The organism is Mycobacterium sp. 852002-30065_SCH5024008, assembly GCF_001665645.1.
Classification (GTDB): Bacteria; Actinomycetota; Actinomycetes; order Mycobacteriales; family Mycobacteriaceae; genus Mycobacterium; species Mycobacterium paraffinicum.
In genome coordinates this window covers 115,038-128,963 of record NZ_LZSZ01000087.1, presented here as the reverse complement: position 1 = coordinate 128,963, position 13,926 = coordinate 115,038, and the positions used below count along the sequence as shown (strand labels likewise).

Sequence of the window (13,926 nt, the reverse complement as noted above, 5' to 3'; positions counted from 1 at the left end):
ATGATGGACCGGTGAGTATGTGGACGGCCCCCAGCGCGCCGAAACCGGTGCACGCGACCGTGACCGTTCCGGGCTCGAAGTCGCAGACCAATCGCGCGCTGGTGCTGGCGGCGCTGGCGGCCACGCAAGGCCACGGGACGCCGACCATCAGCGGGGCGCTGCGCAGCCGGGACACCGATCTGATGATCGGCGCGCTGCGCGCCCTGGGCCTGCGCGTCGAGGGCGACGGCTCCGAGCTGACGGTCGGCGGGCGGATCGCTCCCGGGCCCGCCGCGCGCGTGGATTGCGGGCTGGCCGGTACGGTCCTGCGGTTCGTCCCGCCGCTGGCGGCGCTGGCCGAAGCGGTCGTCGAGTTCGACGGGGACGAGCAGGCCCGGGTGCGGCCCATCGCGCCGCTGCTCGACGCCCTGCGCGGCCTGGGCGTGCCGATCGAGGGCGCGGGTCTGCCCTTCCGGGTGCGCGGCAGCGGATCGGTCGCCGGGGGCACCGTGGCCATCGACGCATCGGCGTCGTCGCAGTTCGTGTCGGGCCTGCTGTTGTGTGCGGCGTCATTCACCGAGGGCGTGACCGTGCAGCACACCGGCGCGACGCTGCCGTCGGCGCCGCACATCGCGATGACCGTGGTGATGCTGCGGCAGGCCGGGGTCGACGTCGACGACTCGGTGCCCAACCGCTGGCGGGTGCGCCCCGGTCCGGTCGCGGCCCGGCACTGGGAGGTGGAGCCCGACCTGACGAACGCCGTTCCGTTCCTGGCGGCGGCCGTGGTCAGCGGCGGAACGGTGCGCATCACCGGCTGGCCGGCGGCCAGCGTGCAACCCGCCGACCACATTCTGACAGTGCTGGGCAAGCTGAACGCCGTTGTCACCCAGGGGGATTCGTTCCTCGAGGTACAGGGATCCGCCGACTACCCCGGTTTCGATGTCGACCTGCGCGCGGTCGGCGAGCTGACCCCGGCGGTGGCGGCGCTGGCCGCGCTGGCCAAGCCGGGATCGGTGTCCCGCCTCTCCGGCATCGGCCACCTGCGCGGTCACGAGACCGATCGGCTCGCCGCACTGAGCGCCGAGATCAATCGCCTGGGCGGCGACTGCTCCGAAACCCCCGACGGCCTGGTGATCACCGCGACACCGCTGCGCGCCGGCGTCTGGCGCGCCTACGCCGACCACCGGATGGCGATGGCGGGCGCGATCGTCGGCCTGCGGGTGGCCGGGGTTCAGGTGGACGACATCGGGTCGACTTCCAAGACGCTGCCGGAGTTTCCGCAGCTCTGGGCGCACATGCTGGGGTCCGATATTTGAAGCCCGGCGATTACGACGAGTCCGACGTCAAGGTCCGCTCCGGCAGGGGCTCGCGACCGCGCACCAAGACCCGTCCCGAGCACGCCGACGCCGAGGCCGCGATGGTGGTCAGCGTCGACCGCGGCCGCTGGGGATGCGTGCTCGGCGGGGACCCCGATCGCCGGGTCACGGCGATGCGGGCCCGCGAACTGGGCCGCACCCCAATCGTCGTCGGTGACGACGTCGACGTGGTCGGCGACGTGTCCGGGCGACTGGACACGCTGGCGCGCATCGTGCGGCGCGGGGAACGGCGAACAGTGTTGCGGCGCACGGCCGATGACACCGACCCGACCGAACGCGTGGTGGTCGCCAACGCCGACCAGCTGCTGATCGTGGTGGCGCTGGCCGACCCGCCGCCGCGCACCGGCCTGGTCGACCGGACGCTCATCGCCGCCTTTGCCGGCGGGCTGAAGCCGATTCTGTGCCTGACCAAGACCGACCTCGCCCCGCCAGAGCCCTTCGCCTCGCATTTCGTGGACCTGGACTTGACGGTGGTGGTGGCGGGCCGCGACGATCCGCTGCTCGCGGTGGCCGACCTGCTGGCCGGCAAGATCACCGTGCTGCTGGGGCATTCCGGCGTCGGCAAGTCCACGTTGGTGAATCGCCTTGTGCCCGAGGCGGAACGGGCCGTCGGCGAGGTCACCGACATCGGTCGCGGACGGCACACCTCCACCCAATCGGTCGCTTTTCCTTTCAGAGACCCGCTGGGACATTCGGGCTGGGTGATCGACACCCCGGGCATCCGCTCATTCGGGCTGGCGCACATCGAGCCCGACGACGTCCTGATGGCCTTCTCGGATCTGGCCGAGGCGATCGAGGACTGCCCGCGCGGCTGCGGACACATGGGGCCGCCGGCGGACCCCGAATGCGCGCTCGACACCCTGTCCGGCCCCGCCGCCCGCCGCGTGGCCGCGGCCCGGCGGCTGCTGAAAGCGCTCAACCAGACTTAGCCAGCCGCATGCCGAGTTCGTCGGGCGCCACCTTGTGGCCTTCAGCGCAACGGATTTCGACGCTCGCCTCGGCGCCACAGCCGAGATGGGTGAGCCGGAGGCGATTGCGCCCCGGCAAATGGCGCCGGCCCCACTCGAACATCGCCCAGACCACGGGCATGAAGTCGATGCCGGCCTCGGTGAGCACATACTCTTCCCGACGCCGCTGCCCGGGCTCGTGGTACGGCTGACGCTTCAGCAGCCCCAGTTCGACCAGCTCGGACAGCCGCGCCGAAGTGGCGGCCTTGGTGATGCCCACCCGGCGGGCGAAGTCATCGAAGCGGGTCGTGCCGTAGTACGCCTCGCGCATGATGAGCATCGCGGATTTGGTGCCCAGCAGCCCCATCGTCTTCTCGATCGCGCACTCGCCCACGGCCGACCAGGCATCGCGGTCGGCCAGCGGTCCCTGCAGCAGTGTCATAAATCACCTCCCGGGCTGGGTTGCTTTTAGTGTACCTAGATGTTTACCTGGGTACAGCGATCAATACCTAGATCCTGGGACTCAAGGAGGAGCCATGAACCGCGACGCCGTGATCGTCGGGGCCGTCCGCACCCCGATCGGCAAGGGCAAGCCCAGCGGGGCGCTGCACGAGGTGCTGCCCGCCGACCTGCTCGCGCACAGCCTGCGCGAAGTGGTGGCGCGCACCGGTGTGGACCCCGCGCAGATCGACGACGTCATCGCCGGTGCCGTCGCCCAGGTCGGCGACCAGGCGGTCAATATCGCCCGGAACGCATTGCTGGGCGCCGGATTTCCCGAGTCGGTTCCCGGCGTCACGATCGACCGGCAGTGCGGCAGCAGCCAGCAGGCCATCAGCTTCGCCGCCCAGGGCGTGCTTTCCGGTGCCTACGACATCGTCGTCGCCGCCGGCGTGGAATCCATGGGCCGCGTCCCGATGGGCACCTCGGTGCTGCCGGGCAGCAATCCCTTCGGCGACGACATGACCCGGCGCTACCCCGACGGCCTGGTGCCGCAGGGCATCAGCGCCGAACTGATCGCCGCGCGGTGGGGCTTCTCGCGGACCCAGCTCGACGAGTTCTCCGCCGGCAGCCACGACAAGGCCGCCCGCGCCACCAAGGACGGCCTGTTCGACAACGAGCTGATCCCGATCGCCGGCCTGGCCACCGACGAATTCATCCGGCCCGGTACGACGGTCGAAACGCTGGCCGGGCTGCGGCCGGCGTTCTACAGCGAGGCGATGAAAGCCCGTTTCCCGCAGATCAATTGGGAGATCACCGCCGGCAACTCCTCGCCGCTCTCCGACGGCAGCGCCGCGGTCATGATCACCACCAGCGACGTTGCGAAGAAGCTCGGCCTGCGGCCGCTGGCCCGCATCCACACCACCACCGTGGTCGGCTCCGATCCGCTCTACATGCTGACCGGGGTCATCCCCGCCACTGAAAAGGTGCTTCACCGGGCCGGGCTGACGCTGGCCGACATCGACCTGTTCGAGGTGAACGAGGCCTTTGCGCCCGTCGTGCTCGCGTGGGCGCACGACACCGGCGCCGATCTGGCCAAGACCAACGTCAACGGCGGCGCCATCGCGATCGGCCACCCGCTGGGCGCCAGCGGTGCCCGCATCATGACCACACTGGTCAACGCGCTCGAGCAGCGCGGCGGGCGGTATGGGCTGCAGACGATGTGCGAGGGCGGCGGCATGGCCAACGCCACCATCATCGAGCGGCTGTGACACCGACGATGCCTTCGAACAGCATCGCGAAAGTCTTTGTCGTAGGCGGCACGGGCGCCCAGGGAATGCCCATCATCCGTGCCCTGGTCGCCGACAACAAATACTCCGTTCGATTCCTCACCCGCGACCCCGCCTCCCGACGAGCGAAGGACCTTCTCGCCCTCGACAACGTGTCCGTCCTGGAAGGTTCATTCGCCGACGAAGCGATCCTGCGGGAAGGATTCCGAGGTTGTGATGCAGCATTCGTCAACATCGACGGGTTCAACACCGGCGAAAAAACCGAGATGTATTGGGCAATACGCAGTTACGAGATAGCCATCGAAGAAGGAATCAAGTTCTTCGTCTACGGAAACCTCGACTATGGGCTCAAAAAGTCGGGATATGACTCTCGATTCCGGACCGGCCACTACGACGGCAAGGGCCGGGTGGGTGAGTGGATCCTGTTCCAGAATCAGGTGAATCGCGATCGGATGGGAGCGGCGGTCTTCACGTCGGGCCCGTACATCGAGATGGTGATCTCACCCGGGACGCCCATGACGCCTACCGTCGAGGACGGTGTCGTGACGTGGCGGGTTCCGCTCGGTGAGGGTGCGGTGCCCCATGTGGCTCTCGAAGATTGCGGGTTTTATGTCCGTTGGCTTTTCGACCATCCCGACCGCGCGAACGGCATGGATCTCGAAGTCGCTATCGACCATATCGCCTATTCGGATCTTGCTGCGGCGTTCGAGAAGGTCACCGGGCATCCGGCGCGGTACATCGACACCGATCTAGACACGTACTGGAAAACCGGTCCCCTCAGTAGAGCCGCAGATGCCCCTGCTGGGTACAACGCCGACCCAAACGACAAGAGCACCATGAACATCCGGGACAATTTCACGGGATTCTGGAATCTCTGGAAGTGCGGAGTCGTCAAACGCGATTACGGTCTGCTCGATGAGGTGCACCCGAATCGGATCAGGAGTGCCGAGGAGTGGTTCCGCAGAGAAGACCGGTTAGGAAGGGCACTGGGCAAGGGAGGCCTCTGGGAGAGGGTTCAACCGGAGAACCGGACACCGATTCTCAAGATTGGTGAGGATCAAAGGGCAGGGAAACTGTAGGCCCGGCGTCTGAAAGGTGCACTGAGACATGGAATATTCGCATTCAACTGGTCTTTCGGGGGCGGTCCGATGACCGAGATCCGGTTCGACGGCGTGCGGGTGCGCTACGACAGCACCAAGAGCTACGAGGAGCTGCTCGCCGCGCTGCTGGCCGACATCGGCGAGCGGCCCGTCCCGATCAACGACATCGCGACGAGTAGCGACAGCTGGGAGTCCTACCGGGAGCGCGTCGAACCCCACGTCGGGCCGAGCGGATTCATGCTGTTCGGTGTCGTCGACCACGGCGCGTGGATCCCCAAGGCCGGCATCGACCGCAAGGCGATCCGCGTGATTCTCGGCAACCCGTTGATCGCGATCACGATGCTGCGCCACGACGTGATAGCCGGCCTGTTCGCCCCCGTCGAGCTCTTGATCCTGGACGAGCCGGCCGGCAGCAGCCTGACCTACGTCAAGCCGTCGTCGCTGATGGTCGTCGAGCCCAACCCCGAATTGCTCAGCGCCGCTGAAGAACTCGATGCCAAGCTGGCCGCGCTGGCTTCCAAGGTGACCAGCGGCTCGTGACGCAACTTTCTCAGCGCGGCGGTCGTTGCGGGAAATAGTGTGGACGCGCTGCAGACGATTGACACGTTGGGAGATCCCGTCGGTAAGTAATCTTTCGCTATGCACCGCACGAGCGCGCAGGGGATCGAGAAACGCTGCCGTGGCGAAAGCATTGGCCATGGCAGGTTGCATCCGCACACCTGAGGCGCCCGCAGCACAGATACCGCATCCGACTCATTGGATCGCGTAGTGGTCGCGGTTGCTGGGCTACGCGAATAGGCACGAGGAGAAGCAGTTATGAAAGCGTGGCTGTGGGATGGACATGCAGGGATAGATCATTTGACCCTGGCCGACGTGCCTGATCCGGTCCCGAATGACGGTGAAGTGGTGATGCGAGTCCACTACGCGGGCTTGAATCCTGCCGACCGGATGATGGCAGAGAGGCGGTACCCATATCCCGTATACCCGCCTGCGCCGCACGTGCTGGGTCGGGACGGCGTCGGGCAAGTGATCAAAATTGGTAAAGGCGTCGAAGATGTGCAGGTGGGCGACCAGCGCGTTCTTCTGCGCAGTGATGTGGGACTTCTCCGCTGGGGCATGTTTGCCGAGCAAGTGTCGATACCGGCAGCTAACTTAGCGGAGATCCCCACGGGTTGGACCGAAGAGCAGTCGTCGGGCGCCGCCGTCGTTTATCTATCGGCGTACCGTGCGCTCACCATGTGGGAACCGCTCAAGCCAAACTCAGCGGTCCTGGTCACCGGCGCGTCCGGCGGGGTCGGAGTTGCGGCTGTGCAACTGGCGGCGGCGATGGGCCACACGGTCATAGCGCTTTCGCGCAGCGAGGAAAAGCAACGGCGCCTCAAGGAACTCGGAGCGACGTTCACATTCAACCCTGAGGACCCGCAGTGGCGAGCTGGTGTGAAGGATGCCCTGAATGGAGGCGGGGTGAACCTGGCAGTCGACACGATCGGGGGCACGCTGTTTCCTGAAGTCATCGATGCGATGGGCGATTCGGGAAGACTCAGCTTGGTGGGAGAACTCGGAGGCCCGGTGCCCAACTTCTACACGGGCACGCTCTTTTCGCGCTGGCTGCGAATCGGCGCAATGGCTCTCAGCTACTACACACCGGAGCAGCATCGCGCCGGCTGGCACGACCTCTTGGGCATTTTGGCCCGCTCCGGCGCTCGGCCACTGGTCGACCGTGCGTTTCCGTTCGAGCAGTTGCCGCAAGCCTTCGAACGCCTGGCTGACGGCCCGATGGGCAAAGTGGTGATCGAGGTAAAGCCTTGAGGCTCCATCACGTTGGCTTCGCCTTCACCGAACCCGGTAAGTAACGGCAGCGGGAAACCAGGCCTTCGCGCCCGTCGTGCCCGCCTGGGCGCACGACACCGGTGCGGATCGCCGCGTTGCTGAACGACATCGGGGAAAGGCCGGTGCCGATCAACGACATCGGGCGAGCACCGATAGCTGGGTTCCTACCGGGAGCGCATCGAACCCCGTGTCGGGCCAAGCGGATTCATGTTGTTCGGTGTCGTCGACCACGGCGCCTGGATCACCAAGGTCGGCGTGCGCCGCAAAGCGATCCGCGTCATCCTCGGCAATCCGTTGATCGCCATCACGATGCTGCGCCACGACGTGACGGCGGGCCTGTTCGCACCGGTCGAGCTGTTGCTGGCCGACGAGGGGGCCGGCAGCAGCCTGACCTATGTCAGGCCGTCGTCGCTGATAGTCGTCGAACCCAATCCCGGATTGCTCGGCGCCGCAGAACAACTCGACGCCAAGCTGGCCTCCATGGCCGAAAAGGTAACCGCCTAGAGCCAGCCGGTGCGGGCGGCCGCGACCGGCTCGGGCGGCGCCGGGGCCAAGTTACCGTCGCGCACGCCGTCGAGCATCCGCTTCACCGCTGCCACGATCTCCGGGGCCGCCGCCGCGAGGCCGGCCTTGTCGGCCTCGCTGACCTCGCCGGGGTCGACGCCCGCCCGGGCCAGCACGGCGGCCGGGTCGGCCAGCTGCTCGGCCAGCCAAGCGACGGGGTCGGCCGACAGCTCGGGGACGAAATTCCGGCGGCCAGGTTCCCACCCGTCGAACCGGGGGTGATGATGGGCCCGGTCCAGCGTGCCGGGCGGGCTCTCGGTGGATCCGAACAGGTCCACCCGCCACACCGGGCGATTAAACGAGATCGGGACGCCGGCGTAGATCGAGCCCTGGGGCTCGTCCCGGTCGACCAGGCGCAGTTCCAGCCTGACTCCCCGCTCCGGGGTTTCCTGACCTTCGAGCGGGCGCGGGTCGACGAAGAACATGTCCCCGACGACCACACCCATGGTTTCGAATCCAAACGCTGCGAGCATGTTTCCGAGCGTAGTCCCGGCCGTCGAACCGGGCTAAGCGCCGACCTTCTTGGCCGCGCGGTCGGGCAGCACCACGTCGTAGTCCGCGAAGACCACTGCCCGTGTGCGGTGCTGGTATTCGTGCACCAGCCCCGGCCAGTTGGTGGTGACCCGGCCGGAGGCGACGCGGTACCAGGAATCGCAGGTGGTCCATACGCCGGCATCCAGGCGGGCCTGGACCTCCGCGTCGTAGGCCTGCTCCACGGCGCGCCGCACCTCGAACGCGCGGGCCACGCCCCCGCGGGCCAGCTCCTCGACGATCTGGCGGATGTAACCGGCCTGCTGCTCCATCATCAAAATGATCGAGCTGCTGCCGAGATTGGTGTTCGGGCCGTAGATCAGGAACATATTCGGGAAACCCGGCACGGCCATGCCGAGATGTGCCCGCGCTCCCTCCGCCCATTCGGACTGCAGGTCCCGCCCGTCGCGCCCGGTGATCGTCATCGGGGCGAGGAATTCGGTCGCCTTGAACCCGGTGCCGTAGACGATGGCGTCTACCTCGTGCAACCGGCCGTCGGCGGTGCGCACACCCGCGGGCGTCACCTCGGTGATCGCCTCGGTCTCGACGTCGACATTGGCACTGGCCAGCGCCGGATACCAGTCGCTGCTGAACAGCACCCGCTTGCAGCCGATCGGGTAGTCGGGCGTGAGCTTGGCCCGCAAGACCGGATCTTTGATGTGGCGCTTGAGGTTTGCGGACGCGGCAACGCCGATCAGCCGGGCGAGCGGAGCCACCCTGGTCAGCGCGAGGCCGAAGAATTCCGAGATCTCCCAAATCAGGTTCCGCATCGCGGCCGCGAACCCGGGCACGGTCCGGAAGGCGGCGTGATGGGCGTGGGTGTAGGCACGATCCGGCTTCGGCAGCACATATGGGGCGGATCGCTGAAAAACGGTGACATGCTTGGCGGTCTCACGAATGCGCGGCACGAACTGGATCGCCGACGCGCCGGTGCCCAGGACGGCGACGCGCGTGCCGGCCAGGTCGACGTCATGGCGCCACTGCGCCGAATGGAACGAGGGGCCCGCGAACGTGTCTAGTCCCGGGATGTTCGGCAGCGCCGGCCGCGACAGCTGCCCGACCGCGGGCACCAACACATCGGCCTCGAACACGTCGCCCGTCGAGGTCTCCACCCGCCACGTGGCGGTGTCGTCGTCGTAGCAGGCCGAGGTGACCTCTACACCGGTCCGCACAACATCGCGAAGGCCGAACCGGTCGGCGGTGTCGTGGATGTAGCCGAGGATGTCGGGCTGCTCGGCGTATCGCCGGCCCCAGTCGGTCTTCCGGGCGAAGGAGTAGGAGTAGAGGTTCGACGGGACGTCGCAGGCGGCGCCCGGGTACGTGTTCTCACGCCAGACGCCGCCGATGTCGTCGGCCTTCTCCAGCACCGTCACGTCGGCGAGACCATCCCTGGACAGCTCGTAGGCGGCGGCAAGGCCACCGAATCCGGCCCCGATCACCACTACGCGAGGACGAGTCGAAGTCATGACTCCAACGCTAGCGGCGGGCTGCGGGTTGCGGGCAGCCGATTACGGTCGGCAAATCCATGATTCCGGCCACGGTCAGACGGCCTGGAGCCGGGCGCGCGGCGCGACCGACCGCTGATAGCGCGCGGGGGTGGTGCCCGTCCACCGCTTGAACGCGGCGATGAAGCTCGTCGCCTCGGCGTAGCCCAGCCGCAACGCGACGTCCTCAACCGACAGCGCGCCGGTTGCCAACAGCTCCTCGGCGAGGACCCGGTGCACCTCCTCGACCAGATCGCGGAAGGTCGTGTTCTCCTCTGCCAGCCGCCGCCGCAGCGTCCGCTCGCTCATCGCCAGTTGCCGGGCGACGGCCGCGATCGTGCGGGGTCCGCCGTCGATCGACGCCAGGCGCTCGCGCACCCGCCGCGCGACACCGGTGCGCTCCCGGCGGCGTTCCAACAGGACTCGACACTGCTGCTCGCACATGGCCACCGTCATCTCGCTGGCCCGAGGCAGCGGGTTGTCCAGCAACGCGGCCGGCCACCGTGCCACGTTGGCCGGCGAATCGTAACGCGGTGTTACGCCAAAGGCCTTGCAGGCCAAGGTATCACCGGATGATGGCGCCGGCCCGGCGAACTCGATCGAGGTGAACGGGACCGGACGGCCCAGCATTTCGGCCATGACCCGGGCGATCGCCACCAGGTCGCGCCGCACCAGAAATTCCGCCACCGGACCGGTCAGGTCGGGCAGGTCGAGCCGCATCGCCGCCACCGGTCCGTCCACCGTGACGGTCGGCAGGCAGAAGCCGTAGCTCAGCTCGTAGAACCGGGCCGCGAACCGGACGGCGTCGCCCAGCGTCGAACTAGTCAGGCAGGCGAAACCGAAGATGCCCAGCGCCCCGACGTGATAGCTGCCGCCCACCCGCACCCCCAGGTCGGCCGCGCCGTCTTCGCCGCCCAGCAGCTTCACCAGATTCGTCGCGACCGCCAGCTCCTGGCGCCCAACGATCGTGCGGTTGGGGTCGCGCAGGTGGGCCTCCGACAGACCGGTCCCCTCGAGGACGTCCGCTACGGCACAGCCGTTCTCGCAAGCGAACTCGGCCATCAGCGCGACGCTGATCGGGCTCCGCGGGAAATCCCAGTGGGACACCTGCGAGCCGACGAACACCTGCACTTATCCAGTATGGCAACGCCGCCGCCGCCGAACGTGCACTCACTGCGAGAATCAGCCCGAATCTCGCGCTCAGTACACGTTCGATGAAGCGCTACGCCGCCAGGCCGTCCTTGGCATCGCGGGCCGCCGCGGCTGCCTTCTCGGCACGCTTGGCGCGCCGCCAGCCGCGCACGGTCGCGATGGCGGTCTTCAGCCCGCGCCGCCGGCCGGTCTCCGGGTCGGTGCCCGCGAAACCGGGCTCCAGGTCGGCGAACATGCGCTCGCTGCGGGTTTCCGGAGCGTTGTCGGCGTCATCGCGCAGGTACTTGTTCGGCAGCGACAGCTTGGCCAGCGTGCGCCAGGTCTTGCCGTATTGCACGAGGAACGAGCCGGTCGTGTACGGCAGGTCGTACTTGTCGCAGACCTCGCGGACCCGCACCGAGATCTCGTGTAGCCGGTTGCTGGGCAGGTCCGGGTACAGATGGTGCTCGATCTGGTGGCACAGGTTGCCGCTCATGAACCGCAGCGCCGGCCCCCCCTCGAAGTTGGCGCTGCCCAGCATCTGGCGCAGGTACCACTGCCCCTTGGTCTCGCCGATCATGTCGGTCTTGGCGAATTTCTCTGCGCCATCGGGGAAATGGCCGCAGAAGATGACGGCGTTGGCCCAGACGTTGCGGATCACGTTGGCGACCGCGTTGGCCTTCAACGTGGACGTGTAGGTGGCTCCGGGCGACAGCGCGGTCAGAGCCGGGAACGCGACATAGTCCTTGAACACCTGGCGGCCCGCCTTGGCCAGGAACTCGTCCACCCGCTGGCGGGCGTCGTCCTGGTCCATCCGCTTCTTGGCGATCTTGCCGAGCTCCACGTGCTGCAGTCCGACGCCCCACTCGAAGAGCAGCGCAAGCATGGTGTTGTAGAACAGGTTCAAGATGTTGAAGCGCTTCCAGCGCTGGTCCCGGGTGACGCGCAGCAAGCCGTAGCCGACGTCGTCGTCCATCCCGAGGATGTTCGTGTACTTGTGATGCACGAAGTTGTGGGTGTAGCGCCAGTGCTTCGACGACCCGCTCATGTCCCACTCCCACGTCGAGGAGTGGATCTCTGGGTCGTTCATCCAGTCCCACTGGCCGTGCATGACGTTGTGGCCGATCTCCATGTTCTCGATGATCTTGGCCACGCCCAAGGTGACGGTCCCCGCCCACCATGCCGAGCGGCGGGAACTCGCGGCCAGCATCAGCCGCCCCGATACCTCCAGCGCGCGCTGCGCCGCGATGGTGCGACGGATGTAGCGGGCATCCCGCGCGCCACGAGAGTCTTCAATGTCCTGGCGGATGGCGTCCAGCTCCACGGCCAGGTTCTCAATGTCGGCGTCCGTCAGATGAGCAAATACGTCGACGTCGGTGATCGCCATCGTCGTCCTCCCTGCGGTCGATTTGTCCGTCCTAAACCAGGTCCAGACCTACGCTATCGTAACCTACGATTCCGTAGGTTACCTGTGAGTAGCCTTTAGATGTCGAGCACACAATCGCCGGAAGCGGCCGACACGCAGGTCTGAATCCGGGTGCCCGGGTCGTGTTCCGCGCCGGTGCGCAGGTCACGGACGTGCCCCTCCACCAGGCTGACGACGCACGACTGGCATATACCCATTCGGCAGCCGAAGGGCATCTGCACGCCGGCGCTCTCCCCCGCGTCCATCAACGACGTCGCCGCGTCGGCGACGACGGCGCGATCGCTCCGGGCGAAGGTGACCGTTCCGCCGGCGCCGGCCGGCGCGGCCTTGGACACGGCGAATCGTTCGAGGTGCAGCCGGTCGCCGATGCCTGCCGCCGACCAGATCTGCTCGGCCTGGGTCAGCATGCCCTCCGGCCCGCAGGCCCAGGTCTGCCGTTCGCGCCAGTCCGGTACCTCGTGGTCGAGCCGGGCGAGGTCGAGACGACCCTGGGTGCGGGTTTCCCGCAGCAGTAGGCGATAGCCGGGATGGTCGACGGCCAGCGCGGCCAACTCGGCCCGAAACATCACGTCGGACTCGGTGGGCGCCGAATGCACATGCGCGATGTCGCCAATCTGGTTGCGGCGCACCAGGGTTCGCAGCATCGACATCACCGGCGTGATCCCGGATCCGGCGGTGAGAAACAAAATCGATGGCGGCGCCGGGTCGGGCAGCACGAAGTTGCCCTGCGGTGCGGCCAGCCGGACGATGGTCCCCCGCTCGACGCCCGCCACCAGGTGCGACGACAGAAACCCTTCGGGCATCGCCTTCACCGTGATGGTCACCGTGCGTTTCGAGCCGGATCCGGACGTCGCGGCGGGGCTGGACGTGAGCGAATACGACCGCCAGCGCCAGCGCCCGTCCATCAGCAGCCCAATCCCGATGTACTGACCCGGCTGGTAGTCGAAGTTGAAGCCCCAGCCCGGCTTGATCACCAGGGTCGCCGAATCCTCGGTCTCGCGGCGCACCTCGAGGATGCGGCCCCGCACTTCCCGCGCCGACCACAGTGGATTGGCCAGATGCAGGTAGTCGTCGGGCAACAGTGGCGTCGTGATGCGCGCGGCGAGCTTGCGCAGCGCGTGCCAACCGGGGTGCCGGTCGGCGCCGGCGACGACTGGCCGCTTGGTCTCGACGACGTTGCCCGTGATCGATGGGTTACGTCTGCCCAGGGGAAGCTCCTGCTCACTACGCGGCGTCTTGCTTGCGCTAACCATTGTGGTCGATTGGGTGGGCTTCACGAAACCTACGGTACCGTAACCTACGGTTGCGTAGCTAGCGTTGCGGCCGGGAACGCGCCACCTTTGCCCCGTCAGAGCAGCTCGAGCAGGAACGGCAGCTCCTGGTTGGCGTACCACGCCAAGTCGTGGTCTTGCGCGTCGCCGACGATCAGTTCGGCATCCTCGTCACCCAGGTCGGCGGCGTCGATGGCCTCGATCGCCTTCGCCACGGCCGGCTCGGCATCCGCGTTGTCGACGTACGCGGCGATCACGTCCTCCAGCGCGACGGGCCCGCCGAGTCTCACCACCGCGTCGTCGAGATCGGGACGGAAGCTGACGTCGCCGACCTCGGCGGCCAGCACCGCGCGCCGCGGCGGCAGGGATCCGGCGGCCCCTTCGGCTTCCGTGTCGGCCAGCAGCCGCAGCGACGCCAGCGCCGCCTCGCGCAGCGCGACCTCGGCGAGCTCATCGTCGTCGCCCTCGGCGTACGCCTCGCGCAACCTCGGCGTCAGCGCGAACGCGGTGCCATTGACGGGCCGCAACGAGCCGTCGGCGACCAGCCCCTGCAACATGGC

13 protein-coding genes and 1 pseudogene are annotated in these 13,926 nt (G+C 67.5%); 7 read left to right on the top strand and 7 right to left on the bottom strand.

From position 1 onward, the window contains the following. Positions 1-11: 11 nt before the first annotated feature. Positions 12-1,295: a 3-phosphoshikimate 1-carboxyvinyltransferase gene (aroA, locus tag A5781_RS11850; RefSeq protein WP_156624567.1), complete on the top strand. Its 1,284-nt coding sequence runs from the start codon at positions 12-14 to the stop codon at positions 1,293-1,295. Continuing rightward, complete coding sequence (gene rsgA, locus A5781_RS11845; RefSeq protein WP_067205447.1) at positions 1,292-2,284, top strand: ribosome small subunit-dependent GTPase A; 993 nt, start codon at positions 1,292-1,294, stop codon at positions 2,282-2,284. Before aroA ends, rsgA begins: the two co-directional genes overlap by 4 nt. On the opposite strand, the gene A5781_RS11840 is transcribed toward rsgA, so the two are convergent. Next, positions 2,271-2,744 (bottom strand): helix-turn-helix domain-containing protein, encoded by a 474-nt coding sequence (locus A5781_RS11840; protein WP_067205444.1) that lies wholly within the window; start codon positions 2,742-2,744, stop codon positions 2,271-2,273. The genes rsgA and A5781_RS11840 overlap by 14 nt on opposite strands. A 94-nt stretch (positions 2,745-2,838) precedes the next feature. Here A5781_RS11840 and A5781_RS11835 point away from each other — a divergent pair, with 94 nt between their 5' ends. From A5781_RS11835 to A5781_RS11810, 5 genes and pseudogenes are all read left to right on the top strand, one after another. Continuing rightward, the gene (locus tag A5781_RS11835; RefSeq protein ID WP_067205440.1) at positions 2,839-4,011 is read left to right on the top strand and encodes a thiolase family protein; all 1,173 of its coding nucleotides are present in this window, start codon (positions 2,839-2,841) and stop codon (positions 4,009-4,011) included. A gap of 8 nt (positions 4,012-4,019) precedes the next feature. Beyond that, the gene (locus tag A5781_RS11830; protein ID WP_067205437.1) at positions 4,020-5,108 is read left to right on the top strand and encodes an NmrA family NAD(P)-binding protein; all 1,089 of its coding nucleotides are present in this window, start codon (positions 4,020-4,022) and stop codon (positions 5,106-5,108) included. A gap of 69 nt (positions 5,109-5,177) precedes the next feature. Further along, positions 5,178-5,669 carry a DUF302 domain-containing protein gene (locus A5781_RS11825; protein ID WP_067205434.1) on the top strand — a complete coding sequence of 164 codons (492 nt, stop codon included), beginning with the start codon at positions 5,178-5,180 and terminating at the stop codon, positions 5,667-5,669. A gap of 276 nt (positions 5,670-5,945) precedes the next feature. Beyond that, positions 5,946-6,938, top strand: coding sequence for a zinc-binding alcohol dehydrogenase family protein (locus A5781_RS24975; protein ID WP_082939309.1), 993 nt, complete (start codon positions 5,946-5,948; stop codon positions 6,936-6,938). A 110-nt stretch (positions 6,939-7,048) separates the two neighbouring features. Next, positions 7,049-7,463, top strand: a pseudogene (locus A5781_RS11810) (DUF302 domain-containing protein); the annotation flags it as partial. Here A5781_RS11810 and A5781_RS11805 read toward each other — a convergent pair. From A5781_RS11805 to A5781_RS11780, 6 genes are all read right to left on the bottom strand, one after another. Beyond that, on the bottom strand, positions 7,460-7,996 hold the full coding sequence (locus A5781_RS11805; RefSeq protein WP_067205424.1) for a hypothetical protein: 537 nt from the start codon (positions 7,994-7,996) through the stop codon (positions 7,460-7,462). The pseudogene A5781_RS11810 and the gene A5781_RS11805 overlap by 4 nt on opposite strands. 33 nt (positions 7,997-8,029) lie before the next feature. Then, positions 8,030-9,520 carry an NAD(P)/FAD-dependent oxidoreductase gene (locus tag A5781_RS11800; protein WP_067205419.1) on the bottom strand — a complete coding sequence of 497 codons (1,491 nt, stop codon included), beginning with the start codon at positions 9,518-9,520 and terminating at the stop codon, positions 8,030-8,032. Between the two features lie 75 nt (positions 9,521-9,595). Continuing rightward, entirely contained in the window at positions 9,596-10,669 is a 1,074-nt protein-coding gene (locus A5781_RS11795) for an AraC family transcriptional regulator (RefSeq protein WP_082939308.1), read from the bottom strand. 91 nt (positions 10,670-10,760) lie between these two features. Next, entirely contained in the window at positions 10,761-12,056 is a 1,296-nt protein-coding gene (locus tag A5781_RS11790; RefSeq protein ID WP_067205414.1) for a fatty acid desaturase, read from the bottom strand. A 95-nt stretch (positions 12,057-12,151) separates the two neighbouring features. Continuing rightward, the gene (locus A5781_RS11785) at positions 12,152-13,348 is read right to left on the bottom strand and encodes a ferredoxin reductase (protein WP_369817715.1); all 1,197 of its coding nucleotides are present in this window, start codon (positions 13,346-13,348) and stop codon (positions 12,152-12,154) included. 95 nt (positions 13,349-13,443) lie between these two features. Continuing rightward, entirely contained in the window at positions 13,444-13,923 is a 480-nt protein-coding gene (locus tag A5781_RS11780; RefSeq protein ID WP_067205410.1) for a hypothetical protein, read from the bottom strand. Positions 13,924-13,926: the final 3 nt, after the last annotated feature.

Excerpts from the sequence above, each read along its gene's own strand:
- A5781_RS11800 (WP_067205419.1), bottom strand. The coding sequence starts at position 9,520 with ATGACTTCGACTCGTCCTCGCGTAGTGGTGATCGGGGCCGGATTCGGT.
- A5781_RS11790 (WP_067205414.1), bottom strand. The coding sequence starts at position 12,056 with ATGGCGATCACCGACGTCGACGTATTTGCTCATCTGACGGACGCCGAC.
- A5781_RS11825 (WP_067205434.1), top strand. The coding sequence starts at position 5,178 with ATGACCGAGATCCGGTTCGACGGCGTGCGGGTGCGCTACGACAGCACC.
- A5781_RS11805 (WP_067205424.1), bottom strand. The coding sequence starts at position 7,996 with ATGCTCGCAGCGTTTGGATTCGAAACCATGGGTGTGGTCGTCGGGGAC.
- A5781_RS11835 (WP_067205440.1), top strand. The coding sequence starts at position 2,839 with ATGAACCGCGACGCCGTGATCGTCGGGGCCGTCCGCACCCCGATCGGC.
- A5781_RS11780 (WP_067205410.1), bottom strand. The coding sequence starts at position 13,923 with ATGTTGCAGGGGCTGGTCGCCGACGGCTCGTTGCGGCCCGTCAATGGC.
- A5781_RS11830 (WP_067205437.1), top strand. The coding sequence starts at position 4,020 with ATGCCTTCGAACAGCATCGCGAAAGTCTTTGTCGTAGGCGGCACGGGC.
- A5781_RS11840 (WP_067205444.1), bottom strand. The coding sequence starts at position 2,744 with ATGACACTGCTGCAGGGACCGCTGGCCGACCGCGATGCCTGGTCGGCC.
- A5781_RS11785 (WP_369817715.1), bottom strand. The coding sequence starts at position 13,348 with ATGGTTAGCGCAAGCAAGACGCCGCGTAGTGAGCAGGAGCTTCCCCTG.
- A5781_RS24975 (WP_082939309.1), top strand. The coding sequence starts at position 5,946 with ATGAAAGCGTGGCTGTGGGATGGACATGCAGGGATAGATCATTTGACC.